Genomic DNA, 25,463 nt, shown 5'->3' on the forward strand with positions numbered 1-25,463 from the left:
CGTGCCATGACGGAGCCCCTGATCCGCGTACGCGGGGTATCCCGCGCTTTCCCCGCAGGCGACGAGATGGTGCGGGTGCTGAAAGACGTTGACCTCGACATTGAGGCCGGCGAGATGATGGCCATCATCGGTGCTTCTGGCTCCGGCAAGTCGACGCTGATGAACATCCTTGGCTGCCTCGATCGTCCGACGGACGGCAGCTACTGGATCGAAGGACGCGAGATCTCGAAGATGTCCGTGGACGAACTGGCGGCGCTGCGCCGTGAGCGTTTTGGTTTCATCTTCCAGCGCTATCATCTGCTTGGCGATCTCAGCGCGGCCAGCAACGTCGAGGTGCCGGCCATCTATGCCGGACGCAGCCGATCCGACCGGCACAAGCGAGCGATCTCCTTGTTGACCCGACTGGGCCTCGCCGAGCGGACGGGCAATATCCCGGGCAAGCTTTCGGGCGGCCAGCAGCAGCGGGTGTCGATCGCCCGCGCCCTGATGAATGGCGGCGAGATAATTCTGGCCGACGAACCGACCGGAGCGCTGGATACGCACAGTGGCGCCGAAGTCATGAAGATCCTGCGCGAGCTTCACGCCGAAGGGCACACCATCATCCTCGTCACTCACGACAAGAAGATCGCCGAACACGCGGATCGGGTCGTGGAGATCAGCGACGGCGTTATCATTTCCGATGAGCGCAATATATCCAAATCCGCCGTGACGGCCCGTCCCATCCGCGAGCACGCGCCGGGCGCTGGCTGGCGTGGCGCAATTGACCGGATGACTGAGGCCTTTCGCATGGCGGGCGCGGCAATATGGGCACACAAGATGCGCTCGCTTCTGACCATGCTCGGCATCATCATCGGTATCGCCTCGGTGGCGGCTATCTCGGCACTGGGAGCCGGCTCGCAGCAACAAATCCTGAGCAGTATCAGTTCGCTCGGCACCAACACGATCGAGGTGCGGGCCGGTAAAGGCTTCGGCGATCTGGAAGCGGGCAAGATACGGACGCTGGTTCCCGCCGATGCAGAAGCGCTGGTGAACCAGCCCTATGTCGACAGCGTGACACCAGCCGTCACGACGAGCGTAACTGTCAAGCGCGCCGCCGTGGCCGTCAATGCGTCAGTCACCGGAGTTGGCGCGGACTTCTTTCGTGTACGGGGCCTTGAGCTGGCGCATGGACAACTGTTCGACGCCCAGGATGTTGTCGCCTACAGCCAGAATGTGGTGATCGATGCAAATGCCGCGCGAGACCTGTTTCCAGACCGGGTTAACCCGGTGGGGCAGGTCATCCTTCTGGGCACAATGCCGGCGAGGGTCGTGGGTGTGACGAAACGGGAAAACTCCTTCGGCCCGGCGGTTGATACGTTGACCGTTTATGCGCCTTACACAACCGTCATGGGCCGCATGCTGGGTCGTCCGAACGTCGACGGCATAACGGTCCGTATCAGAGACGATGTCGATCCGGGCAATGTCGAGGCCGCAGTTTCCCGCCTTATCGAGCGTCGGCACGGCGCGAAAGACTTCTTTCTCACCAACTCGGCGACCATTCGCGAGACTATCGAGACCACCACGCAAACCCTGACGCTGCTGATTTCGTCAGTCGCCGTCATCTCGCTGATTGTCGGTGGCATCGGCGTGATGAATATCATGCTGGTGTCCGTGACCGAACGTACCAAGGAGATCGGCGTTCGTGTGGCCGTCGGCGCGCGCCGCAGCGATATTCTCTCCCAGTTCCTGATCGAGGCCATTCTGGTCTGCCTTGTCGGCGGCTTCATGGGAGTGATGCTCGCCCTCGGGATCAGCGCTCTTTTCAATTTGCTGAGCCCCGATTTCAAAATGATCTTCTCGTCGGGCTCCATCATGGTGGCCTTCGCCTGCTCGACCCTGATCGGAATCGTCTTCGGCTTCCTTCCTGCCCGCAATGCGGCAAAGCTGGACTCGATCGAAGCCCTGGCGCGCGACTGATGAACTGCAAACGTCTGCTCGGTAGCCGTTGTGGTTCGCTTGTCATTATTGAGGCTGGCGTATGTCCCTAGACCGACGGTTGCAAGGCTGCATCGAGCAGCTTGCGCCCATTGCCAGCGAGCCAGGACCTGAAAGTGAGAAGGTCGGGGTTAATTTCGCGCATGACTTTCAGATCGACGAGCTCGGCGAGCGGCCCGTCTACCAGGCTCTCTGCCATATGCGCGAGATCAGCGTTTGCAGCCAAAACATCGTCCGGAAACCGTTCATAGGCTATCGAGCGACCGGCTGCTTCGCTGAAGGCAGCCGCAAGCTCGGGGCCGGTCAGTCGATCACTGGCGATTTTAAGTGTTGCGCCGCCGAAGCGTGATTTGTCGGCAAGCACGGCAGCGACAAACCTGCCGATGTCTTCCACGGCGGTGAGCTGAATGGAATGGTCGGGTCGGATCAGGGACACCAGCCGGCCCTCATCCAGACCGAAGCCAGGTCGCACCAGCATTTCCATGAAAATCATCGGCCGGATGATGGTCGTAGCCATGTCGAGCTGTCGAATATGGGCTTCGATACGTGGCTTGGCGTCGAAACGCGGAACGCCTGTCAGTTCATTCCCCACGCTGGCGCCTGAGGAATAAACAAAATGGTTGATGCCGGTTTCGGCAGCGATATCCGCAATCGATATACCATGACGGACTTCGTCTTCGGCAGCCAGACTGGCTGGCAGTACGCTAAAGACACCGTAAGCGTCTTTCATCGCTGTGCGGACTACTTTGGTCTCTTCAAATGAACCCTGCACAAGCTCGACACCTGCATTCCGTAATTGCTGCGATGCAGCTTTGGTGGAGTCCGGAACGAGTGCGCGAACAGGCCATCCCGCCTTCAACAAGGCTTTGGAGACAGATCCGCCCTGCCTTCCGGTAGCGCCGAAAACCAGAATGGGGTGCTTGCTATTGGTCATTTGAAACCCTCGCGTTAAACAAGGGCCATCCATATATACGAATACCGTTCCGTCGGAAGACGGCACATTTTTCAGCATCAGGCACAAGGACGATACCCTTGGAAGAACAGATCGATGCCGGCCCATCGCGCGGATCAGAAAACGACAGACACTTCAGACCCATTCCGTCAAACGGAGTCTGCAGCCTGCTGAGTGACAAATGGACTGTGCCGGTTCTTTGGCGTCTTTCTCTCGCGGAAGATCATCGGCTCCGCTTTTCGACATTGAGAAAAGAGGTCGGTGAGATCACCCAGCGCATGCTGACGCTCACCCTGCGTAATCTCGAGCGTGAGGGATTTATTGTGCGTCACTATTTTCCCGAAGTGCCGCCGCGTGTCGAGTACGAACTGACAGAGATCGCCCATGGAGCTTTGCGCGCCCTTGAGGGATTTAACTTTTGGGTCCACGACAATCTGGACACCATCAGAGCACGCCGGCGCACTTACGATCAGGCGGAGTTGTAAATCCAAGTGACCGAAATTGGCTGAGAAGGTCAGATGTCGGTCCAGGTTAGCAATGCTCAGCTACGCCCGCTTTCCTCAGCGTCCCGCCTGCTACGAGGCCCGCCTGTTCAGCTTGGTGAGATCGATTCCGAACCAAGCAGCGCTTCTGGGGCTCGGAACCTTCAGTGTCACCAGCCAGTTCTTCTCGATGAAGCTAGAGGAACTGACTATGCCCAAGAAAATTTCGGCCCCCTCCAAGACGACCGACCCTAAAGAGCAGCCTGTCCGCCCTTCCGAGGACCAGGTGGCGCCCGCCGAGCCGGACGATCGCCAACATCCGCCGCGAGATACAAGAGAGACGCCGGCTCCGAACCCAAACGACAAAGGGCTTCCGAACAGGGCGCCTGAATAAGTCGGAGACCGAAGACTGACTTAAGGCGCGCGATCGGTAAGGGCGTTGGCTCCCTCCTGCTCGACGCCATGCCCTGAATAACGTCCCAAGGTTTGGGATCACCCCCAGGTTTGCCCTCAATACTCGAGCAAATCAGCGCGTGAAACCTATGTGCCTGATTTAGTGCATTTCATGCGGTGGCCGCTGGTTCGATTCCCTTCAACTACAGTGGCTGTGAAATGGTGCGTCGGCGGTGCGTATCTCTTCAAGACTTTTGACCGGCTGCAAAGCAGACAAAGCGATGGCGCCGCGCAGACGTAAATCAACCCGCTACCTTTCGGAGCGATTTCTCAATCTCTCCTCCGCAATAAGCGTTGCCGTATTCCTCAAAACTTTTATTGTTCAAAGCAGCCAGCGAAGTTGTGGCTCCCACTCTTCTGGAAAGACCCCAGATTGTAGGTGACGTATCCTCAATGATGCCCTGAATGACAGGGAACCGGTCGGCGACCGTAGTCCAAAGGATTGCAGTCGCTATATCTGCTACGCCAATCTTTTCTGTTCCCAGCATAAAGCCGGAACTAGCACTCAAGCCGTTTCGTGCCCCGGTATCCGCGAAAATACGGACCCATTTTTGGAGGCGTGGGACGAACTCTTCCCATTTTTCGGATGTCCACATTTCGCGCCCGCCGTTGAGAGTCAACTCATCAAGGACATCATTAGCATCGTTAACGATCTTGGCGCTGAGTGCGCGGCCCTCAATAGTTGTCGGCAACATATCCAGCCGCTCACCCAGATAGATGGCGATCGCCGGCATCTGGGAGATCGCAAAATTGCGCTCACGGTCAATCAGAACCGGTGGTCCCATGAAGGCAACCGGCTGCTTTTCCACCGCACAATCCATAATATCTTCAATCGCATCGGCATCGTGTTCATCCCAGGAGTACCCACAATGGGCCAGAATTCCGCGGATGAACTGACCTCGAAAAGGAACTGGCCAGTAATAAAGGGCAAAGTTTTTCATGCCGTCCTCCATTGGTCATGCAAACAACGAACGGAGTTGGTTGTTACCAGTTCCCCGACGTGCACTAAGAGTAAAAATGGAGCTCAAGGAATGCTCTGACGCTTTAACGGCTTCCATGGCGCAGCAAGAGTTGTTTTTGGATGTAAGGCCCTGTTCTTTACGGTTTCCTCGCTAAAAACAGAACACCATGCGGGGTAGTCATCTAACCTCCACACGAACGCTATGCTCAGTCTCTCGAGGCCGCCGTTTTTCCGCAGGCTGAGTGTTCACTCCCCCACCACCACTCCCTCGCGTCGTGGGTCGGCGCTGCCGGCCAAGCCTTGGGCGGTGATTTCGACAGCATGCAGACCGGAGTTCATCTCCCCCGGTTTCACCTCGTAACCCAGTGCCTTCAGCGGACCGACCAGTTCTTCCGCGCTGGTGCCGGCCTCGATGTCGTAGGTACCGAACCGGTTGATGAGATGCGGCTGGGCGACGATCGCCTCGACGGGCATGCCCCAGTCGATATAGGCGATCAGCGCCTGCGCCACATAACCGATGATCTGGCTGCCGCCGGGCGAACCAATGGCGAGCAGCGGTTTTCCATCCTTCATCACGATAGTCGGGGCCATGGAGGAGCGCGGTCGTTTACCGGGCTCGACGCGGTTGGCGATCGGCAGACCGCCGTCATGGGTCTTGAAGGAAAAGTCCGTCAATTCGTTATTGAGCAGGAAGCCATTCGTCATCAGACGCGAGCCGAAACCGCTTTCGATCGTCGTCGTCATCGAGACCACGTTGCCTTCCTTGTCGACGATGACGAAATGGCTCGTGGATGGCAACTCAAGCGCGGCATCCCGGCCGAGAAGCAGCGCGTGGTCCCATTCCGGCTCACCGGCCTCGACGGCGTCGTTGGCCAGCGCCTTGTCGCCGTCGAGCAGCTTTGCCCTTTCGCTTAGATAGGTCTTGTCCAGCATGCCCTTGACCGGTAGCGGCACGAAATCGGTGTCAGCGACGTAACGCTCGCGGTCGGCGAAGGCGAGACGCTGCGCGTCGCCGATAATGCGCCAGCTTTCGACATTTTTCGGCCCCAGAGACCTCAGATCGAAATTCTCCGCCATGCCGAGCATCTGGCCGATGGCGATGCCGCCTGACGATGGCGGTCCCATGCCGCAAACGTCAAGTGCACGATAGATAAAGCAGACCGGCTCGCGCTCGATGACGCGATAGTTGGAAAGATCGGAAAGCGACAGCACGCCGGGATTGTCGGCCGCCTCGCGCACGGTCTTGACGATCGCCTCGGCAATTTTCCCCTTGTAAAAGGCATCGGCGCCGCCTTTGGCGATCGCTGCGAGCGTCTCGGCATAAGCCGGGTTCTTCAACGGAGCACCGGCCTGCAGCGCGGCTCCGGAGGTGTCAAAGAAATAGGACCGCGCCTCTGAATATTTCTTCAGCCGGTCACCCTCTGATGCGATCAGGGACGCAAGGCGCGGCGACACCTGAAAACCGTCGGTCGCCAGCGTTTCCGCCGGCTTCAGCAGGCTTACCCATTCCGCCTTTCCATAGCGTTTGTGAGCTTCCTCCAGAAGTCGCACCGTTCCCGGCGTGCCAACGGAACGACCGCCGATTACTGCGTTCATGAATTTAAGCGGCTGACCTTTGTCATCCAGGAAAAGCTTTGGCGTGGCTTCCATCGGCGCCGTCTCCCGGCCGTCCAACGTCGTCAGCTTGCCGCTTTTTGCGTGGTAATAGACGAGGAAGGCGCCGCCGCCGAGACCGGAACTCTGCGGTTCAACGAGGCCCAGCACAGTCTGCACCGCCACCATCGCATCTATGGCGTTGCCGCCCGCGGCGATCACGTCGCGTCCCGCCTGGGCTGCCAGTGGATTGGCTGCCGCGACCATGAAGCTCTTTGACTGGACGCGTTTGGCAGTCGCAAGCCCCGTCGCTTTCTCGGGCGCCACCGTGTCGGACGCCTGCTGGGCGGAGGCGATTGCGATGGAAAACATCAAGGCGAGAACAACCCCGCTGAGAAATCTCATTTTCATTAGCCTTATCCTTCAGAGCGGCACGGCCCGTTAATGTGAGAAGGGCATCAAACTGAGTCAACAGGCAGGTCGAACCCGTAATGATTCAGGCGCGGATGATTTTCCGAAATCTTCCTTCACTCCCGCAAAGGCCCGGCCGTCGCCCGTATTTCAGCCCCAGCCGCGAGTATAAGTAAAACGTTTAAGCATTTTGTCGCTTTGTTTCAGGCGGTTTATCCGCCGGCAGATCACGTCGCGCGACTTGCCCTCCATGCAGTTGGATCGAAGCCACATGCTGTCGATCAGTGGCTTCACACTTCTGCCACCAGCTTGCAGGCTGTTATCGGTTACGCTCTCACCCTGTACTGGGTGAGGCGCTATCCCTTTATCCCGCTCGCCGCGATACTGGAGATGAACAGCCTCTGCAGGCAGAGATAAAAGATCAGCACCGGCAGCGTGATGATGGTGAGATAAGCCATGACTTCACCCCAGGGTGTGTTGAGCTGGAAAAAATATTGCAGCCCCACCATCACCGGCCTGTAGGCCTCGGATTGGGTAACGAGAAGCGGCCATAGATATTGCTGGCTGTACATGACGAGAAACTTCAGGATCGCAGCCGTTGCGATGACCGGGCCGCTGAGCGGCATCACCACCTGCGCGTAAATCCGCAGCCAGCCGGCCCCGTCGATGCGTGCCGCCTCCAGTAACTCCTTCGGCAGATCCTTGAAATATTGCACGAAGAGGAAAATCGTCAGCCCGTCTGCGATCCATGGGATGATCTGCACATGCCACGAATTGAGCCATCCCCAGGTAAACCCGTTGCTGCCGATCCATGGCAGATTGTTGACTTCGAGCAGCAGCGGCACGGCAATGGTTTCAAAGGGAATGATGAGCGTGGCGAGGATGACCGAAAAGAGAACATCCTTTCCACGCCAGTTCAAAAAGGTGAAGGCGAATGCGGCAAGCGAGCCAAGCAGCAGGGCGAGAAACACGGTAACGGTCGTTACCAGAACCGAGTTGAATATGAAGGTCGCAATCGGCGCCCGGGCGAAAGCCGCGGTGTAGTTTGCGAGCGACAGATCGCCAACCGGCAGGAAAGCTCGTATCGAGGTCGCATCACTGAGCAGCTGGTCGTTCGGTTTCAGCGACGAGAAGCCCATGAACAAGAGAGGCAAAATGAAGATCGCCGCGAAAGCGAGCATGAGTAGATAGTTGCCAATGAGAAAAGCGAGGCTCTTGCGTTGACCGGCCTGCATCATTGCTTCTCCCTTGTCAGGTATCGTTGGGTTAGAGAGATACACAGGACAAGCAGGAAGAGGACGACCGAGATTGCCGAACCTGCCGCGATGTCCTGCTGTCGGTATCCCCGCTCAACCGCCTGATAGACGATGCTTTGCGTCGAATCGCGGGGGCCGCCCTTGGTCATCACATCGATCTGCGCAAAAAGGGCAAAAGCCTGCATGGTGATGACGATGATAATTAGCACGGCCGTGTTGCGCAGCAGCGGCCAGGTTATCATGCTGAACTTCTGCCAGCGGCTCGCGCCTTCGATATCGGCTGCCTCGTAAAGATCCGGAGAGATTGTTTGCAGGCCGGAAAGCCATATGACCATGTGGAAACCGACCCCCTGCCAGACTGACATGACCAGGATGGCCCACAGGGCGGTATCGGTTCTGCCCAGCCAGTCGACTGGCTGGAACAACCCGAAGCTCATGTAACTCAAAAGGCTGTTCAGGAGCCCGTTATCCGCCGCATAAATAAACCGCCAGAGCAACGCCACGACCACAACCGACAGCACGACAGGCATGAAGTAGATCGCGCGGAAAATCGTGACGCCGGGAATCTTCTGGTTCACCAACAGGGCAAGAAACAACGCCAGCGCCGCCTGAACCGGCGCAACGACCGCCACGAAGGAAAGCGTGTTGACGAGCGCTGTCAAAAACACAACGTCGCGCGCCAGAATGACGATCTGGTTTTCGCCCCAGGTGAGACTCTTATATTCCCGCATCCCTTCCAGATGGGGATAGTCGGGATTGTTGCGGGTGAAAGTGCGAATGCGCGGATAGGAGGTTGCGCCATCCGCACCCTGCTTAAGGCTCCCATCCGCCTCCCTTTCCGGCTCGAGCGTCAGCACGCCGATACCCAGCAGCCGGGTGTAATTTTCAACGCCGACAAACTCGGTCGGATTGGGAGATGTCAGCCGCTGGTTGGTGAAGGAAAACCCGAGCCCCAGCAGAAAGGGCGTGATCAGGAACAGCCCGATCAGCACCATCGACGGTGCAGCCATGAACCAGCCCGTAAAGCTGTCCCGGGTCAATTTTCCCTTTGAAGACAAGAGCGCCATCGACAACCTTCCCTTATTTGGGTTGGTAACCGGAATTGCGTTCTATGTTGTTGTTTATCTCGTCGGCCGCGTTGTCCAGCGTATCGGCGACATCCGCGCCATTGGCAATGTCTGACACCGCTTTGGAAAACACCGGCGAGATGAAGGCGTAAGCCGGCGTCACCGGGCGCAACGTTCCCTGACGCTTGGAGAGCTCGAAGAAAACTTCGAGCGGGCCGCCCTGTTTATAGTTCTCCGTCATCTGGGCTGCCGAAGACGTGGCCGGGATTAGGCCGATCGCATCGGAGAACTGCGCGAGATATTTGTCCTGTATGGCGAATTCGATGAAGGCGGATGCGCCTTCGGGATGCTTGCTGGTGGCCGATACACCAAACTGCCAGGATCCTGCGCCGATCTTCGGACCATTCCCGAAATCAGGGGCAGGCAGGAACAGCAGGTCGTCTCCATATTTCTCCAGAGCCTTTACCGCAACCCAGTTGCCCATCCATTGCAGCGCGTGACGGCCTTCCAGAAAGCCGGTTTCATGGTCGGCAGGCGATTGCGATGTTCCGGGTGCCAGTTTTTTCTGGAACAGGGACTGCCACCATTCTCCGAACTTAATGGCATTCTCTCCGTTGAGGAAATCCTCGGCGGTCTGGTAATTTTCCTTGTCGATCAGACTTCCGCCGAAGCTTTCCAGAAATGGGCTGAAGGCATAGCTGTACCATTCGGTTTTATCGGCCATGCCGAGGTCGATCGCATATTCGAACTTGCCGCTGGCCGCGAGCTTTTCGAGCGCTGCATTAAATTCCTCGCCGCTCCACGGCCGCTCCAGCGTCGGAATGCGAATGCCATTTTCATCGAGAACCGATTTGCGGGCAAAGACCGCGACAGCCGCGTCCCACAGGCCGACCGAATAGAGCTTGCCTCCCCACTTTCCAACCGCGCCGGGCAGGAAATTGGCAAGCTTTGCCTCGTCTATCTGCAGTGGCTGCAGATAACCGGACCAGGCCCAGTTCGGCATGTTCGGGCCGTCGACATCCAGAATGTCTGGCAGCTTGTTGGAGAGCGCGGCGGCGGTGACGGATTCGTTATAGGCGGTTTGGGGGAATTCCTGAAGCGATACCCGCCAATCCGACTGGGACGAATTGAAGTCCTCGATGATGCCGGCCAGAATCTTGCGTTCTTCCACATTGCCCGCGCCGTGATACCACATGGTCAGGTCGGTCTGCGCCAGTGCCACAGTGGAAAAAAGCGTCGTCAAGGCAGCGGCTGCCCCCACAAAAATGGCTTTGATGGTCATAGATGGTTCTCCTCCTGAAGAAGAGTAACTTCAACATCTACCGATTGTTCCGCAGAAAATTTGCGTTCTGGCGGTCCGAAACCGACCATCAAGGTGAGGTTTTTTCCACCGCTTCGACAGACGCCGCTTGAATAACCTCCGGAGCGGCACCGTATTCCGATTTGTTTTGCCGCTGGAAGGCGATAAATTGCTGGGCGGGGAGGGGCCTCGAAAAAAGCCAGCCCTGACCGAAGTCCACGCCGTGTTCCCGCAGATAGGCTGCCTGCTCCTCCGTCTCGATACCTTCGGCGACGGAGAAAAGGCCAAGTTCACGCGCCATTCCGATAATATGCAGCGTAACGGTGCTGGTTGCGGTGTTCCTGCCGATCGTGTCGACGAAGGACTTGTCGATCTTCAGGGCATCCATGGGGAGCCCCTGCAAATATTGAAGGCTGGAATAGCCGGTGCCGAAATCGTCTATCGCGACGGAATGTCCCGCCTTGCGCGCTTTATCCAGGGTAATGCGGGCCGCGTCGATGTCGATGAAACCGCGCTCCGTCGCTTCGAGCCATATTTGCTCCTTGCGGATACCGAGAGGCCTCAGACGCTGATCGATAAACTCCAAAATTCGTCCGGTTTTGATGTCCTGGGCACAGAGATTGACGGCAATGTGCAGCGTACGGTCCTCAACGAGCACGGCGCGCGCAGATGTAATCAATCACTGCCTTCTCCGTCTTGAGGAATTGTTGTCGGTGACGGGGCTGGAGATTTGAAGGCGCCCATATCTTTGAATTAACAAGTCTCTGTGTGCTCAGGCCCCCGCAACCAAACATCCAAAACTCCCGGAGCAAACGCGCCGGGAGTTTTTTTGTTGTCACGTGGAATTTCGGACGATCATTTTACCGGGCAAGGTGACTGTTTCGGCTTCAATGGCTCCGGTGATCATTCCGATGATGGCCTCGATCATTTCGTGGCGAGGTTGTTCATATGTGGTGAGACCGTATGCGGGGGAACCTCCGAGTTCATAATTGTCGAAGCCGACGATAGCCATGTCTTCAGGCACTCTCAGGCCGAAGTTCCCGCGAATTTCATCCATGGCGCCGAAAGCCAGGATATCGTTCTCACACATAAGGACGTCGACGCGTTCGGAAGGTGCAGTTTGCGAGAGATATTCGCGGACGGAGGCTGCTCCCGCTGTGGCGCTGTATTTTTCCGCAGACAGCAGTTCGATCTCGCCGACGCCTTTTTCCGCCCAGAAATCCGTAAAGTATTGTCGGCGTCTGAGCGCTGTCGAAAGCGCCGTCGCGCCACTCATGAAGCCGGGCTTTCGATATCCCCGTTCGTATAAATGATTGACGATGTCTCTCAGCGCCAGCTCGGCGTCGCATACGACGGCGGGCACGCCGTCGATCTGGCTATCGCGTGCCAGAACGAACATGGGCGGCATTCCGTGGCCGAGCTGACGGTCTGTCAACGTTTCATCGCGAAATGCGGTGCCAAAAAGAATGATGGCGTCAACCTGACGCTGGTCGGCATGCAGCAGGGCGTGCACGTGATCGAAGTGGCTATTGATGTTGATGAGCATGGCAACGAGGCCGGCGGCCTGCAGACGCTCCGTCAGCGTTTCAAGAAACGGCAGTTTCTGGGGATTGGCGAAATCATCGACGAAGACGGCGACCTGATGGGTCAGATTGGTGGCAAGGCTCCGGGCAAGAAGATTTGGCGAGTAATTCAGGGCAGCCGCCGATTCCAGCACGCGCCGTTTGCTTTCCTCGGTAATCGACGCACCGGGTGTGAAAGCCCGGATAACGGTCCATTTCGATACGCCGGCTGCGGTCGCCACCTCTTTCGCCGTCGCTCTCCTGGTAGTTTCCCGCTTGCGCATAGTGCCTCCGACCAAAATGGAACGAACATTCCATTTCGGATTCCGATGAAATGAACGCTTGCTTTTAACCCATTCGCGGCTATGATGCACCTGTTTGCACCCGGTAGCAAGATATTTGCACCCGGTAGCATTTACATTTTACCGGCTTGAGGAGTGGGCCGGTACAAGGAGGAGGAACCACATGAAATCTATTCTCAGGAAACTCGCCCATGGCGCACTCGTCGCCGGAATAGCCGTGTCATGCTCTGCGACGGCCAGAGCGCAGGATCAGGTGACCATCATCGCGGTCACCCACGGTCAGGCGTCCGATCCTTTCTGGTCTATCGTCAAAAATGGCATGATGCAGGCGGGCAAGGACAGCAATGTCCGGGTCGATTATCGCGCGCCCGAAACCTTCGACATGGTCGCGATGGGTCAACTCATCGATGCGGCTGCAAACCAGACCCCGGCGGGGATAGTGATTTCCAATCCGGACCCAGATGCCCTTGGTCCAGCGATTGAAAAAGCAGTTGCCGCGGGCATTCCGGTCATCTCGATGAATTCCGGCATCTCGGCCACGGAAAAGCTCGGCATCAGGCTGCATGTCGGTCAGGATGAACTGCCTGCCGGCGTCAAGGTTGGGGAGAAGCTGAAGTCTCTCGGTTTGAAGCATGTTCTTTGCGTCAACCAGGAGGTGGGCAATGCGGCTCTGGACCAGCGCTGCGCCGGAACGGAAAAGGGTTTTGCAGGCGGCAAGGTAACGGTGTTACCGACGACAGCCGACCCGGCGAAAATCGAAGCTAAGATTCAGGCGGCGCTCACCTCAGATCCCTCGGTGGATGTTGTTCTCGGCCTTTCTGCGCCGCTGGTCGGCGAACGCGCGGTGGCGGTCGTCGAAAAGTTGGGTGTCGGCGACAAGGTCAAGGTTGCATCCTACGATCTGTCGGCGGGTTTTCTGAAGGCGGTTGCGGACGGGAAGGCACTCTTTGCGGTTGATCAGCAACCCTTCCTGCAAGGTTATCTACCGGTGACATTTCTTGCGCTGAACGCACGTTACGGCACCATTCCGGCGGGCAACGTCGCCTCCGGCCCAAGCTTCGTCGAGAAGGACACGGCGGCCGCAGTCATCGAAAAATCCTCCCAGGGCATCCGCTAGGCCGGATGGAAGCGTGGCTCCCGCCAGAGCGGGAGCCACCCCGAATGCAACCTTTGCCTCGATGCGCGACCATTTCGGCCGAATGCCGTTGCGCGCAAAGACGACACCCAATCTGAGGAACAAACCCATGACGCTGGCCAACGAACAGAACGGGTCCCCGACCCGATCCGACGAGCGGCTAAAAAAGGTTTCGATGATGACCGCTCTCCTGCGTCGTCCGGAACTCGGCGCTGTCGCCGGGCTGGTGCTTGTCACTATCTTCTTTTTCTTCACCGCCAATCCGGCCATGTTCACGCTGGCCGGCGTGGTCAATTTCATGGCCCCGGCTGCCCAGCTCGGCATTCTTGCCATCGGCGCCGCTTTATTGATGATCGGCGGTGAATTTGATCTGTCGATCGGATCGATGGTCGCCTTTGCCGGTCTCGTATTTGGCACGGCGCTGGTGGTTCTCAATCTTCCGCTCAGTGTGGCGATCCTGATTGCGCTCGGATTTGCCGTGGTCATCGGCGTCACGAATGCCCAGCTCACGATGCGAACGGGTCTTCCCTCGTTCATCGTCACGCTTGCATTCCTCTTCATTCTGCGTGGCGTCACGCTGGTTGGCCTCAAATGGGCAAGCGGCGGAGCGACACAGCTTCGCGGCATGAAGGAAGCCGCCGCCGACAGCCCGCTTGCCCCGATTTTTTCCGGCGACGCCTTTACCGGCCTGTTCTCCTGGCTCGGCAGCCGGGGCATCATCGAGACATTTCCAAATGGAACACCGAAGGTCCCCGGTATTCCGGTGGAGATCCTGTGGTTCCTCCTGATCGCCCTGCTTGCTACCTGGGTGCTTTTGCGGACGCGTTTCGGCAACTGGATCTTTGCCGCCGGCGGTGACCCGCGTGCGGCGCGCAAGTCGGGCGTGCCAGTGGCGCGTGTGAAGACCACCCTGTTCATCATAACGGCCATGTGCGCCACACTCGTAGCGATCCTCACCGTGCTGGATGCCGGCTCCACGGATGCCCGCCGTGGGTTTCAGAAGGAATTCGAGGCCATTATCGCGGCCGTCATCGGCGGCTGCCTTCTGACAGGCGGTTACGGTTCGGCGATCGGCGCGTTCTTCGGCTCTATCGTCTTCGGCATGGTGCTGATCGGCCTCACCTACACGTCGATAGATCAGGATTGGTACCTCGTGTTCCTCGGCGGCATGCTGCTGACGGCCGTCATTTTCAACAATGTGATCCGCAAACGCGTCACGGGAGAACGCTGATGAGCACATCTCAGACGCCAATCGTCGAGGTAAGGAACCTCGTCAAATATTTCGGCTCCATCATCGCGCTCAACGGCGTATCGCTGAGTGTCAATGCCGGCGAGGTTCTCTGCCTTCTCGGAGACAATGGCGCCGGCAAATCCACCCTCATCAACACCCTGTCCGGTGTGTTCAAGCCGACATCGGGAGAATTCCTCGTCGAAGGTCAGCCACGCATATTCGACGGTCCGCGGAATGCGCTCGATGCTGGCATCGCGACTGTCTATCAGGATCTTGCGATGATCCCCCTGATGTCGGTGACGCGGAACTTTTTCATGGGCCGCGAACCTCTGAAGGGTTTCGGCCCCTTCAAAAGCATGGACATGGATTTTGCCGACAGGGTCACGCGTGAGGAGATGCGCAAGATCGGTATCGATGTGCGTGAGCCGGATCAGGCGGTGGGCACCCTGTCGGGCGGTGAACGGCAATGCGTCGCCATCGCGCGCGCTGTCTATTTCGGGGCGAAGGTGCTCATCCTTGACGAGCCGACGTCGGCGCTCGGCGTCGCGCAGACCTCGATGGTTCTCAAATATATCAACCAGGTCCGCAATAACGGGCTCGGCGTCATTTTCATCACGCATAATGTCCGCCACGCCTATGCCGTCGGCAATCGGTTCACAGCGCTGAATCGCGGCAAGACCCTCGGAACCTATTCGAAGAGTGAAATTGGCATCGACGATCTGCAGAACCTGATGGCAGGCGGCAAGGAGTTGCAGTCTATCTCCGAGGAGCTGGGCGGAACCATCTGACTAGACATTCCCGAACGAATATCCGGTTCGGCGCGATCGCGCCGCGCCGCGACCCCTCATACTCATCAGCAAGGTATTACCCATGAGCGCTTCTGCGAACTCCTTCCCACTGGCGGTCTGCGCCGAGATGTTGTGGCGTGACAAGCCGATCGAATGGCGCGCTTCCCGGCTCAAGGATCTGGGCTTCGGTGTCGGCCTGTGGAACTGGCCGGAACATGACATCAGCAGACTTGAAGCGACCGGCGCGACCTTCACCATCATGAACGGCTATCTCACCGGCCGGCTCACGGATGACGAAGGCGCGGAGGAGCTGCTCAGCACGGCCCGGCAGACCGCCCGGGTGGGCAAACGTCTTGGCGTTCAGCGGCTGAACCTGCATGGCACGGGCCTTGGAGATCGCGGGCTGCCGGTGCAGCCTGTCGAGGTGGTCACGGGCGCCATGTGGCTAAAGGCGCGTGACACGCTTTGCCGTATCGTTGACCTCGCGGAAGAAGAGGATGTGGTTTTCACTCTGGAGAACCTCAACCTGCCCGTCGATCATCCCGGCGTACCGTTTGCGCGCGCGGAAGATACGCTGGCGCTGGTTTCCAGCATCAACCACCCGCGTCTGCGCCTCAATCTCGATCTTTACCACGCCCAGATCGGCGAAGGAAACCTCATCGAACTCTGCCGCAGGGCCCTGCCGTGGATCGGGGAGATTCAGGTTGCCGACGTGCCCGGCCGCTGCGAGCCCGGTACGGGTGAAGTCAACTGGAATGGCATTGCCCGGGCGCTGAAAGCGATGGGCTATGCCGGGCCGGTCGGCATGGAGGCCTGGGCATCCGGCGATGCCGCCGCAGCGCTCTCGGCTTTCCGCGCCGCATTCACAATCTGACAACATAAACCCACAGGACGATCCCCATGCCCAAGACAAAACCCGTTAATGTCGGTCTCATCGGCGCCGGCCGCATCGGCTCTTTCCACGGTGAAACCGTCGCCCGGCGACTGGTCGATGCCGAACTCGTCGCCATTGCCGATCCCGCACCGGGTGCGGCAGCAGGTCTTGCGGAAAAACTCGGCGTCGACGCCGCCTATACCGACATTGCTGCATTGCTTGCACATCCCGGTCTCGACGCCGTCATCATCGCAACGCCGGCCCGTTTCCATACCAATGTTCTTGTTCAGACTGCCGAGGCGGGAAAAGCGATTTTCTGCGAAAAGCCGATGGCGCTAACGCTGGAGGATGCCGATCGGGCGATTGCCGCGGCACGCTCGGCCGGTGTTCCCCTCCAGGTGGGCTTCAACCGCCGGTGGGATCAGGCCTTTGCGGAAGGCCGGGCCGCGATCGACGCCGGCAAGGTCGGCGCGCCGCAGCTCATCCGCTCGCTGACGCGTGATCCCGGCCCATTCGCCGCAGACCCCGGCCGTATTCCGCTCTGGACGATTTTCTACGAGACCCTCATCCACGATTTCGACACGCTGTTATGGCTGAACCCCGGCGCCAGACCCGTCGAAGTCTTCGCCATGGCGGATGCGCTTGTCCGCCCTGACGCAAAAGGTGAAGGCTTTCTGGATACGGCAGTGGTTAATGTCCGTTTCGACAACGGCTGCATAGCCGTTGCGGAAGCCAATTTTTCGGCGCTCTACGGCTATGACATTCGCGGCGAGGTTTTTGGATCGGCCGGCATGGTGACGATGGGCGATGTGCGTCGTTCAAGCATGACGCTGTTCGATGGCTGCGGCGTCTCGAATGAGACCTGGCGTCGCGATACCAATCACTTTGTCCATGGCTACACGGCGCAACTTGCCTCTTTCGTAACCGCCGTTCGTCAAGGGACAATGAGTGAAGGGCCAACGGGCCAGGATGCACGCAACGCACTGGCGGTCGCCCTTGCCGCCATTCAATCGGTATCCCGGAAACAGCCCGTTGCCCTGAATTGAACTCCATGCGCGCTGGCTTACCGGCGTGCTTTCCGATCGACAAGGAGCAGGCTCCATGCGTACGCGGCAGACCTTTAAAACGCCGACCAGCATTCAGGACATGAAGGGTCTGATCGTAACGGGGAGCCTGCGATTGTCGGAGCAGCAGGACCATGTCGCGCGAACCATTCTGGCTCGTCCGCATATCGTCGCCTTTGGAACGATCGGTTCCCTCGCCAGCGAATGCGCCGTGTCTCCATCCACCGTCGTGCGTGTCGCCAACTCGCTGGGTTTTGATAGGTTCAGCCAATTCAGGCGGGTTTTTCGCACGCACGTACTGTCGGAGAGGAGGGAGCGTAACATAAAGAATTTTCTATAGATTTTACCCTGTGAAAGTGAAAATCGCAGGTTTTGCGCGGTGGAGAAGAAAATGAATATTGGCGAGATTTTGCCGATGGGGGTCCGCCTCGCCGTCAGCCCACTTTCCTGGTCGAATGACGTTCTTGAGGATCTTGGAGCGGACATCTCACTGGAGAGCTGCCTGACGGACACTGCGGATGCGGGGTATCAGGGCATCGAACTCGGGCGGAAATTTCCGCGTGATGGGGCTGTTCTGCGACCTTTGCTTCAGCATCACGGATTGGCTCTGGCGTCCGGCTGGTACTCGGGCAGGCTTGCCGAGCAAAGCGCCGGAGAGGAGATGCTGGACGTTTTCTCCCATGCGGAATTATTGCGCCTGATGGGTTGCCAGGTGATGGTTTACGGAGAGGTGGCGATGATGTCTCCAGGCTCACCGCTGGACACGCCAATGTCACAGCGCTTGGTCATGCCCAGAGAGGATTTTCCGGCATATGCCCTGCGCCTCACGGAATTTTCCAAACGCCTTGCGGGGGATTTCGGCCTGCAGCTCGCCTATCACCATCATCTCATGATGGTTGCTGAAACTTTCGATGAGATTTCTCTTCTGTTCGACAGGGTTGGTCGCGAGACCGGGCTCCTTTTGGACACCGGCCATTCTGTTGCTGCGGGCTTTGACTATCAACGTCTCATCGAGCGTTTCGGTGACCGTGTCGCTCACATACATCTCAAGGATGTCCGCGGCGCTGTCATGGAAAATGTCCGGAACCACGATCTCAGTTTCAATGCCGCGGTGCGAAGCGGGATGTTTACTGTTCCGGGCGACGGCGTGATCGATTTCCAGCCCGTTGCTGCATTCGTGCGGGACAGCTGTTATCAGGGATGGCTGGTGGTGGAAGCCGAACAGGACCCGGCCGCAGCGCCGCCGAGAGATGCGGTGACACGCGCATTCAGGCATGTCGAGAACTTTTGGACGGCTGGGTCAACACCGCATGATGTGTAAATATACGCCTAAGTCCCCATGATCGAATGCCGTTTTGCTCGTCTCCGGTCCTCGGACGATCCGTTCAAGAGGTTGCGATTCAACCTTGAGGGCCGGCGGCTCCACGCTTTCCGGGCCAGGCTGTCAGCGCGACATCGACCAAAGCCTTCAACCTGGCCGTACATGCGCCATCGCAAGCCTGCGCAGACATGCCCTGAATGATGGCGCCGTAAAAGCGTGCGAGCGTATCCGTGTCGGTTTGCGTGGGTAGTTCGCCCTCGCTCACGGCGCGGTCGAACCGCGTCTTGAGAATCTGTATTGCCGCCTCGCGCAATCCTGCCGTTGTGCGGGCGACAGAGGCGTTTGCTTCCGAATGCTGGAGAACGGCGGTGGAAACGATGCATCCGCGCGGCTTGTCGGGCTGGGTGTGTCCTTCAGCAATATCGTAAAGGTAAGAGGCGAGCGCCTCATAGGCGGGTATTTGCGCCTGCAGCACTTCGGCGCGGCGTTCGCTTTGCTGCGCAATGCTATGATCAAGCGCCAGCCGAAATAATTCTTCCTTTGAACCGAAGGTCGCGTAAAGGGACGGCGGGGTGATGCCCATCGCATGGGTGAGGTCCGCTATCGAGGTTCCCTCATAGCCGTGTTCCCAGAATAGCCGGGTTGCGACATCGAGCCCGGCATTCCGATCAAGCAGGCGCGGTCTACCGCGTTGTTTTCGCGTCATTTCAGACATTTTTATATCGATCACTATAAAAACATTGACAGATCATAGTCGGATTTTATTATAACGATCGCTAGTTAAATCGCAACGGAGTGATCCATGTCTCAGAAACTATCGAACAAAGTCGCCCTCATAACCGGCAGTTCACGCGGTATCGGCCGTGCCGCGGCCCTGGCGTTTGCGAAAGAGGGTGCAGGTCTTATCGGTGTTCATTATGGCGCGAACCCCGATGCGGCAAAGGCAACGATCCGCGAGATCGAGGCTCTCGGTTCGAAGGCGGTCGCTCTCAATGCCGATCTGCGGGCAGGAAAAGCGGCGACGGACAGCTTGTGGGAGCAGTTCAGGGAAGCCACGGTCGCTTTCACCGGTTCGCCATCGCTTGATATTCTTGTCAATAATGCGGGCATTGCCCCGGCGACATCGTTGAAAGAAACAACGGAAGCCGCGTTTGACGAGTTGATGACGATCAACTTCAAGGCGCCATTCTTTCTCATTCAGGCTGTTGCCGATCATCTCCGCGACAATGGCCGCATCATCAATGTCTCGACCGGTTTCACGCGCATCGCGGCACCGACACATCCCGCCTATGCGGCGTCCAAGGGTGCGCTTGAGACATTGACGCTGGCGCTTGCCCCGGAATTCGGCCGGCGCGGAATTACGGTCAATTCGGTTCTGCCGGGTGTTACTGAAACCGACATGAACGCCGGATGGCTGGCAGCGCCGGAGGCCCGTGCCGGTGCTGAAGCCCTGTCTGTCTTTTCACGTATCGGTCGCGCCGACGATATTGCGGACGTCATCACATTCCTTGCCTCGAATGATGCCCGCTGGACGACTGGACAGATGATCGATGCGACGGGCGGTGCGCGGATTTGATCCAGGCATAGCAAATATCCCTGGGCGAGCGGCGTCGGGCGGTTTCGCCTGACGCCTGCCGATACTAGCCGTGTTTGCGTGCCCACCGCAGATTCTGGGTTTGCCCGCCATAACCATAGGCATCGCCATCGACGGCGTGAACCAGCACATAGCTCGCCTCGTGCACGGGGCCCAGCAGGGCGTTCATCTCGTTATAGACCCGCCGGACCCATTCGGTCGTCTCGTCCTTTATATTGGTGTGTTCCGTAATCGAAACCTCGACATAAAAGCTTCCGACCTTCTGGTCGGCGACGCTCGCTCCGGCGATGATCCAGTCATCGGGATCGGCGCTCTCGACGAGAACCGCGGTGACAGCGGGGTCCTTGTGCAGGATTTCCGCCGTTAGACGAGAAAGCAGAGCCGCGACTTCCAGCTTTGGGTCGCGTCCGTTCCGGGGTTTGGTGTAGCGCGCTTTGATCATGGGCATGGTCTTGTCTCCTTGTTGCAGAGACACCTTGCGCAAATTTCTTCATAATGAGAATATGGCATTGGATATTCCATACATAGCGATTTTATATGATTGACCTCGAAAGCGTTCGCCTGTTCATTTTCTCCGTAGAGCTAGGCAGCCTGACAAAGGCGGCGGAGGCGGCAGGAACCGTGCAACCGGTCGTCAGCCAAAAATTGAAGATGCTGGAGCAGCGTGTCGGCAGGCGGCTGATCGATCGTTCGCCGCGGCATCTGCGGCTCACGGAGGATGGCCAGGTGTTCCTGCCCAAGGCTCGCGAACTGCTCGCCAAACACGAGGAAGCGCTGACCTTCGGTCATGAATCGCCGCTGCACTTTAGCCTGGCCGCCAGTGACCACGCGATCGGGGGCCGCCTTTCGATGGCCATACGGGCGATGCGCGCGGCACTCCCCGCCAATGCGGTGATTGACGTGAATATCGGCTTTTCCCGGCACGTGAAGGAAAGTTTCGCGTCCGGACAGGCCGACGCCGCCATTATCCGGCGTAACGGCGGTGGCTCAGACGGCGAAATCCTGCGTACCGACAGGCTGGGATGGCGGGCCGCCCCGGGTTGGCGGCCACGCTCCAACAGCGCCATTCCGCTGGTGTCGCTGGGGTCCGGGTGCGGTGTTCGGGAAATTGCGGTGTCGGAGCTTAGAAGAGCGGGCGTGGAGTGGCGCGATGCTTTCACTGCCGGAAGCTGTTCGGTGCTCCATGAAGGAATTCTTGCAGGTGCGGGTGTCGCGCCGATGGGCGATATTAGCGCCCGCGGCCTGCCTGACAGGGGTGTGGAACTGGGGCTGCCTTCATTGCCGCCTTCCGATATCGTTCTTCTTTCCCGCGCAAGAACGCCCGCACATGCATCGGCGATCAGAGCCCTGGCCGCAGCCGTATCCGGCACCGGCGACTAGGTTGAGTGGTTCCCCGACGCTTTTGGGCATTTCCGCTCCAGCCCATCAACAAGTTCGCCACGTCGCGCGCGCGAATGATGACGTCAGCCCGCATTGCTCAAATCCATGTAAGCGGGTTCAAATTCGTGGCCATCGGGATCGGCGAAGGTGCGGAGATACATGAAACCCAGATCCTGCGGTTCCCGGACATCCGCTTGCCCGCCCGCTTTTGCGGCGGCGCCAACCATGGCGTCGACCTCTTTGCGGCTGTCGCGCGAAAGGGCGATCAGCATGCTGTTTGTCGTATGGGCATCGGCGATCGGTTTGGCGGTGAAGGTCTTGTAATAATCGTGCCGCAGAAGCTGGAAGGTGATGGTCTCCGACCACACCATCGAGCTTGCGTCTTCGTTGGAAAACTCTTCGTTCTTCACGCAGCCGATCGCCTCATAGAAGGCAGTCGAAACGGCCAGGTCTTTCACCGGCAGGTTCAGGAAAATCATTTTGGCCATTGTCTTTCTCCTCATGGTGGAACGGGGTTACAGGAAGGTCTGCTGAAAGGTCTCGCTCGGATGGATACAGATGATCTCCAGCCGGTCAGTGCCGATATTTTCGAAGCGATGGGGGATATTGGCAGGCCCAACGACAATGTCTCCCGACGAGCCGCGCGCCCGCTGATCGCCGATTGTGAACTCGGCCTCGCCTTTGCGCACCACCCAGGTTTCGGCATAGGGATGAACATGCAGATCAGGGCCGCGACCCGGATCGGCATTGACGAGAAAGATGGATACGGCGCTTCCGTATTCGCATCCTTCATAACGCACCGTCCGGCTCTGGCCGGGGTTCGGTTCCTGATGGCGACGGATGGAAAACATCTGGTCTCCTCCCTGAGACAAAACTATCTTCGCGAGAAGATATATGTGCGATTTATCTTCCTGTCAAGATATCTATCTTCTCGCAAAGATATATTCACGGAGCAGGCAAAGCCGTATATGGTTTTCGAAGTGCTGATGGGGTGATGAGATGAAGCAGGCGATGCCGGACACAACGACGGATCGGACGATGGAAGCTGACAGGGAAGATCATGTCGACCGTCTCCGTGGCCAGTGGGCGCGGGAACTGCCTGATATCGACACGGAACCGATGGCTGTCTTCGGGCGCGCCAAACGGCTCAGCAACCTTCTGGCGCCATCAATCGAAGAGACATTTGCCGGCTTCGGTCTCGACCGCGGCGAGTTCGATGTCATCGCGACATTGCGCCGGTCCGGACCGCCCTACCAGCTGACGCCGACGGAAATGTATACGACGCTGATGCTCTCCTCAGGCGGTCTGACGCACCGGCTTGATCGATTGGAAAAGGCCGGCCTCATCGAGCGCAGAAAATCGAAGCTCGATGGGCGCAGCGTCGTTGTCTGCCTCATGCCGGCGGGCATTGAGCTGGCGGAAAAGGCGTTTCGCCAGGACATGGCGAGCGAGCAGACTTTCCTGCAGGGGCTCACTTCGGACGAGCGCGATAACCTCGCGGCGCTGCTGAAAAAGCTGGTGCTGGATATCGAGGCCCGCGTGTAGCTTCTGGCGCAGTTCTTTCATTCGAGCGATCTGCAAATCAGAGGCTGTTTGCCGGCACCTACGGTTCGCGCCGCCATTGGCCGCAGCATGCCCTAGAAGCATCTCTCTCAAGCGATCACTGTGTTTTCCAGGTCTCGAGCAGCATCCGCACAAATTTTTCGGCGGCTGGGGAAAGAGCGCTGCTTCGTCTTTGCACGATGCCTATCGTACGGGAGACCACCGGGTTGACGATTGGCCGGGTGATGAGGAATGGGTGCTCGTCCTGCGGCGTTGCCAGCCGCGGCAGGACGGAAATGCCAAGTCCGGCTTCGACCAGACCGAGCGACGTGTTGAGATGCGTCACCTCATAAAACCAGTTCAATTTTAGATTGTGCCGTGCAAGCGCGCTGTCGAGAAGCGTCCTGTTGCCGCTCGAGCGGTCCACGACGACCAGCGGATAGGCCTCCAGCTGGTCCCACTCGATCGTTTCGAAAGCTGCCAGAGGGTGGTCTTTCCTCATTGCCAGCACGAAGGGGTCATCGATGAGGGGCTCGAATGAAAGCTCGGGATCGGAATTGCCCATCAGGTTGATGCCGAATTCCACCTCGCCTCTGGCGACCGCCTGCAGACCCTCATTGGCTGTCAAATCCCTGATCCGCAGCCTTATATGGGGATATTGCTGGCTGAAGGTCTTGATGACGGTGGGAAGAAAGTAAAAGGCGGCGGTGGGAACGCAGGCCATGGTGATAAGCCCGCGCCGTTGCGCGCCGTCCTTCATGGCAAAAAGCGATCCGTCAAATTCCTCGAGCATACGCCGAACGAGCGGCATGACTTCCTGCCCCATGGCGGTGGGTGCGACGTGGCGCGTCGTTCTTTCAAGAAGTGGCGCGCCGATGGCCTGTTCCAGTTTCTGGATACGGCGGGTAAGCGCCGGTTGCGAGATATGCAGCGCCTCGGCGGCCCTGTGGAAACTGGCCAGTTCAACCACCGCTTGAAACGCCCGCAGATCCAGAATTTCACAATTGATGCTCATACCGCAATAAAACTCCAAAACATTGCATTTAACAGATTAGACTCTTTTGCTCATATTGCAACAACACGGCGCATTGATCCGCCAAATGCAATATTGAGGCAACCCATGAACGATCTGCTGAAGATACCCTGTGTGCTGATGCGCGGTGGAACGTCGCGTGGACCGTTCTTTCTCGCATCCGATCTTCCCCGTGATCGGGCAGACCGGGACGCGGCCCTTCTTTCCATCATGGGGTCTGGCCATCCATTGCAGATCGACGGCATTGGCGGGGGCAATCCGGTCACGTCCAAAGTTGCGATTATCGGCCCTTCCACGGTCAGGGGCGCCGACATCGACTATCTGTTCGCACAGGTTCGCACCGACAGGCAGTATGTCGACTATTCGCCAAACTGCGGAAACATGCTGGCCGCCGTCGGGCCCTTTGCCATCGAAGCGGGGCTTGTCGAAGCGCAGGGCAACGATACTCTTGTGCGAATCCATAACGTGAATACCGGCAAGCTGATCGAGGCGAAGGTTCCGACACGCGGCCGCGAGGTTATTTATCTCGGCGACGCCTCGATCGACGGTGTTCCGGGTCTGGCGGCGCCCATCGCATTGACATTCATGGATGCGGCGGGTGCGAAAACCGGCAAGCTGCTGCCCACCGGAAAGCCGGTCGATCTGATCGATGGCGTCAATGTGACGGCCATAGACTGCGCCATTCCGATGGTTCTCATCCGCGCAGCCGATCTCGGCGTGACGGGGTACGAGGATCCGCAAACCCTGAGCGCTCACAAGGATCTCATCGCACGGATGACCCGCATCCGCATCGAGGCCGGAAAGTTGATGGGAATGGGTGATGTGAAAGACATGGTCATTCCGAAACCGGTGCTCATTGCACCGGCCCGCAGAGGCGGCACTCTCTCTGTACGGTATTTCATGCCCAACGAGTGTCATCCTGCACTGGCGACGACCGGTGCCGTTGGCATCGCAACCGCGGCTGTCACCAAAGGCTCCATCGCTTATGATGCCGCCGGAGGCCTTTCGGTGCCGACCCAGATCCGCATCGAACATCCCGCAGGCTGCCTCGATGTGCAGCTGGAGATGCGAAACGGCGCAATAACGGCCGGACTCGTGAGAACGGCGCGCAGGCTTTTCGAAGGCTTCGCCTTCGCCAAACCAACTGCTGCGATTGAAGACGCAGCCTAGACGCGGCCATAGTGGCGC

At 58.4% G+C, this 25,463-nt stretch carries 27 protein-coding genes; 14 read left to right on the plus strand and 13 right to left on the minus strand.

Features of this window, described 5'->3' with window-relative positions:
- Positions 1-6 precede the first annotated feature (6 nt).
- Positions 7-1,956, plus strand: coding sequence for a MacB family efflux pump subunit (locus CFBP4996_RS20745; protein WP_080853964.1), 1,950 nt, complete (start codon positions 7-9; stop codon positions 1,954-1,956).
- A gap of 67 nt (positions 1,957-2,023) precedes the next feature.
- On the opposite strand, the gene CFBP4996_RS20750 is transcribed toward CFBP4996_RS20745, so the two are convergent.
- Entirely contained in the window at positions 2,024-2,908 is an 885-nt protein-coding gene (locus CFBP4996_RS20750; protein WP_080853963.1) for an NmrA/HSCARG family protein, read from the minus strand.
- A 98-nt stretch (positions 2,909-3,006) separates the two neighbouring features.
- Between CFBP4996_RS20750 and CFBP4996_RS20755 the strand changes: the two genes are divergently transcribed.
- Together CFBP4996_RS20755 and CFBP4996_RS20760 are read left to right on the plus strand one after the other, a co-directional pair.
- Positions 3,007-3,411, plus strand: coding sequence for a winged helix-turn-helix transcriptional regulator (locus CFBP4996_RS20755; protein ID WP_080853962.1), 405 nt, complete (start codon positions 3,007-3,009; stop codon positions 3,409-3,411).
- A gap of 52 nt (positions 3,412-3,463) precedes the next feature.
- The gene (locus CFBP4996_RS20760; protein ID WP_080853961.1) at positions 3,464-3,802 is read left to right on the plus strand and encodes a hypothetical protein; all 339 of its coding nucleotides are present in this window, start codon (positions 3,464-3,466) and stop codon (positions 3,800-3,802) included.
- A 301-nt stretch (positions 3,803-4,103) separates the two neighbouring features.
- Here the strand turns inward: CFBP4996_RS20760 and CFBP4996_RS20765 are convergent, their stop codons facing one another.
- The 7 genes from CFBP4996_RS20765 to CFBP4996_RS20795 all read right to left on the minus strand — a co-directional run bounded on the left by CFBP4996_RS20765 (position 4,104) and on the right by CFBP4996_RS20795 (position 12,295).
- Positions 4,104-4,802: a glutathione transferase, Atu5508 family gene (locus CFBP4996_RS20765; RefSeq protein WP_080853960.1), complete on the minus strand. Its 699-nt coding sequence runs from the start codon at positions 4,800-4,802 to the stop codon at positions 4,104-4,106.
- Between the two features lie 266 nt (positions 4,803-5,068).
- Positions 5,069-6,826: a gamma-glutamyltransferase gene (ggt, locus tag CFBP4996_RS20770; protein WP_080853959.1), complete on the minus strand. Its 1,758-nt coding sequence runs from the start codon at positions 6,824-6,826 to the stop codon at positions 5,069-5,071.
- 356 nt (positions 6,827-7,182) lie between these two features.
- The gene (locus CFBP4996_RS20775) at positions 7,183-8,064 is read right to left on the minus strand and encodes a carbohydrate ABC transporter permease (protein ID WP_080853958.1); all 882 of its coding nucleotides are present in this window, start codon (positions 8,062-8,064) and stop codon (positions 7,183-7,185) included.
- Positions 8,061-9,149 (minus strand): carbohydrate ABC transporter permease, encoded by a 1,089-nt coding sequence (locus CFBP4996_RS20780; protein WP_080853957.1) that lies wholly within the window; start codon positions 9,147-9,149, stop codon positions 8,061-8,063. Before CFBP4996_RS20780 ends, CFBP4996_RS20775 begins: the two co-directional genes overlap by 4 nt.
- 13 nt (positions 9,150-9,162) lie before the next feature.
- Positions 9,163-10,431, minus strand: a complete 1,269-nt coding sequence (locus CFBP4996_RS20785; RefSeq protein ID WP_080853956.1) for a sugar ABC transporter substrate-binding protein — start codon at positions 10,429-10,431, stop codon at positions 9,163-9,165.
- A gap of 88 nt (positions 10,432-10,519) precedes the next feature.
- Positions 10,520-11,128: an EAL domain-containing protein gene (locus tag CFBP4996_RS20790; RefSeq protein ID WP_341715516.1), complete on the minus strand. Its 609-nt coding sequence runs from the start codon at positions 11,126-11,128 to the stop codon at positions 10,520-10,522.
- Between the two features lie 156 nt (positions 11,129-11,284).
- Entirely contained in the window at positions 11,285-12,295 is a 1,011-nt protein-coding gene (locus tag CFBP4996_RS20795; protein ID WP_170988586.1) for a LacI family DNA-binding transcriptional regulator, read from the minus strand.
- A gap of 181 nt (positions 12,296-12,476) precedes the next feature.
- Here CFBP4996_RS20795 and CFBP4996_RS20800 point away from each other — a divergent pair, with 181 nt between their 5' ends.
- The 7 genes from CFBP4996_RS20800 (at position 12,477) to iolE (ending at position 18,726) form a co-directional block, all read left to right on the plus strand.
- Positions 12,477-13,430 carry a sugar ABC transporter substrate-binding protein gene (locus CFBP4996_RS20800; RefSeq protein WP_080853954.1) on the plus strand — a complete coding sequence of 318 codons (954 nt, stop codon included), beginning with the start codon at positions 12,477-12,479 and terminating at the stop codon, positions 13,428-13,430.
- Between the two features lie 127 nt (positions 13,431-13,557).
- Positions 13,558-14,679 carry an ABC transporter permease gene (locus CFBP4996_RS20805; RefSeq protein ID WP_080853953.1) on the plus strand — a complete coding sequence of 374 codons (1,122 nt, stop codon included), beginning with the start codon at positions 13,558-13,560 and terminating at the stop codon, positions 14,677-14,679.
- Positions 14,679-15,467 (plus strand): ATP-binding cassette domain-containing protein, encoded by a 789-nt coding sequence (locus CFBP4996_RS20810; protein WP_003523955.1) that lies wholly within the window; start codon positions 14,679-14,681, stop codon positions 15,465-15,467. The genes CFBP4996_RS20805 and CFBP4996_RS20810 overlap by 1 nt, the downstream gene beginning before the upstream one ends.
- 82 nt (positions 15,468-15,549) lie before the next feature.
- Positions 15,550-16,341: a TIM barrel protein gene (locus CFBP4996_RS20815; protein WP_080853952.1), complete on the plus strand. Its 792-nt coding sequence runs from the start codon at positions 15,550-15,552 to the stop codon at positions 16,339-16,341.
- Positions 16,342-16,367: 26 nt separating this feature from the next.
- Positions 16,368-17,387, plus strand: coding sequence for a Gfo/Idh/MocA family oxidoreductase (locus CFBP4996_RS20820; protein ID WP_080853951.1), 1,020 nt, complete (start codon positions 16,368-16,370; stop codon positions 17,385-17,387).
- A gap of 55 nt (positions 17,388-17,442) precedes the next feature.
- Entirely contained in the window at positions 17,443-17,745 is a 303-nt protein-coding gene (locus CFBP4996_RS20825; protein WP_080853950.1) for a MurR/RpiR family transcriptional regulator, read from the plus strand.
- 51 nt (positions 17,746-17,796) lie between these two features.
- Entirely contained in the window at positions 17,797-18,726 is a 930-nt protein-coding gene (gene iolE, locus CFBP4996_RS20830) for a myo-inosose-2 dehydratase (RefSeq protein WP_080853949.1), read from the plus strand.
- 79 nt (positions 18,727-18,805) lie between these two features.
- Here iolE and CFBP4996_RS20835 read toward each other — a convergent pair whose 3' ends face one another.
- Positions 18,806-19,441, minus strand: a complete 636-nt coding sequence (locus tag CFBP4996_RS20835) for a TetR/AcrR family transcriptional regulator (protein ID WP_080853948.1) — start codon at positions 19,439-19,441, stop codon at positions 18,806-18,808.
- A gap of 87 nt (positions 19,442-19,528) precedes the next feature.
- On the opposite strand from CFBP4996_RS20835, the gene CFBP4996_RS20840 reads away from it, so the two are divergent.
- A complete protein-coding gene (locus tag CFBP4996_RS20840) occupies positions 19,529-20,302 on the plus strand; it encodes an SDR family NAD(P)-dependent oxidoreductase (protein ID WP_080853947.1) in 774 nt (257 codons plus the stop codon).
- Positions 20,303-20,366: 64 nt separating this feature from the next.
- Here the strand turns inward: CFBP4996_RS20840 and CFBP4996_RS20845 are convergent, their stop codons facing one another.
- Positions 20,367-20,768 (minus strand): tautomerase family protein, encoded by a 402-nt coding sequence (locus tag CFBP4996_RS20845; RefSeq protein ID WP_080853946.1) that lies wholly within the window; start codon positions 20,766-20,768, stop codon positions 20,367-20,369.
- Between the two features lie 89 nt (positions 20,769-20,857).
- On the opposite strand from CFBP4996_RS20845, the gene CFBP4996_RS20850 reads away from it, so the two are divergent.
- On the plus strand, positions 20,858-21,700 hold the full coding sequence (locus CFBP4996_RS20850; protein WP_080853945.1) for a LysR family transcriptional regulator: 843 nt from the start codon (positions 20,858-20,860) through the stop codon (positions 21,698-21,700).
- An 83-nt stretch (positions 21,701-21,783) separates the two neighbouring features.
- Here the strand turns inward: CFBP4996_RS20850 and CFBP4996_RS20855 are convergent, their stop codons facing one another.
- Together CFBP4996_RS20855 and CFBP4996_RS20860 are read right to left on the minus strand one after the other, a co-directional pair.
- On the minus strand, positions 21,784-22,188 hold the full coding sequence (locus CFBP4996_RS20855) for a VOC family protein (protein WP_170988587.1): 405 nt from the start codon (positions 22,186-22,188) through the stop codon (positions 21,784-21,786).
- Between the two features lie 27 nt (positions 22,189-22,215).
- Positions 22,216-22,551, minus strand: coding sequence for a cupin domain-containing protein (locus tag CFBP4996_RS20860; protein ID WP_003523945.1), 336 nt, complete (start codon positions 22,549-22,551; stop codon positions 22,216-22,218).
- A 148-nt stretch (positions 22,552-22,699) separates the two neighbouring features.
- Between CFBP4996_RS20860 and CFBP4996_RS20865 the strand changes: the two genes are divergently transcribed.
- Positions 22,700-23,245 carry a MarR family winged helix-turn-helix transcriptional regulator gene (locus tag CFBP4996_RS20865; RefSeq protein WP_080853944.1) on the plus strand — a complete coding sequence of 182 codons (546 nt, stop codon included), beginning with the start codon at positions 22,700-22,702 and terminating at the stop codon, positions 23,243-23,245.
- Between the two features lie 115 nt (positions 23,246-23,360).
- On the opposite strand, the gene CFBP4996_RS20870 is transcribed toward CFBP4996_RS20865, so the two are convergent.
- Positions 23,361-24,257, minus strand: a complete 897-nt coding sequence (locus CFBP4996_RS20870; RefSeq protein ID WP_059756096.1) for a LysR family transcriptional regulator — start codon at positions 24,255-24,257, stop codon at positions 23,361-23,363.
- Positions 24,258-24,362: 105 nt separating this feature from the next.
- Here CFBP4996_RS20870 and CFBP4996_RS20875 point away from each other — a divergent pair, with 105 nt between their 5' ends.
- Positions 24,363-25,445 (plus strand): 4-oxalomesaconate tautomerase, encoded by a 1,083-nt coding sequence (locus CFBP4996_RS20875; protein WP_080853943.1) that lies wholly within the window; start codon positions 24,363-24,365, stop codon positions 25,443-25,445.
- The last annotated feature ends 18 nt before the right edge of the window (positions 25,446-25,463 follow it).

The organism is Agrobacterium leguminum, assembly GCF_005144435.2.
GTDB classification, from domain to species: Bacteria; Pseudomonadota; Alphaproteobacteria; order Rhizobiales; family Rhizobiaceae; genus Agrobacterium; species Agrobacterium leguminum.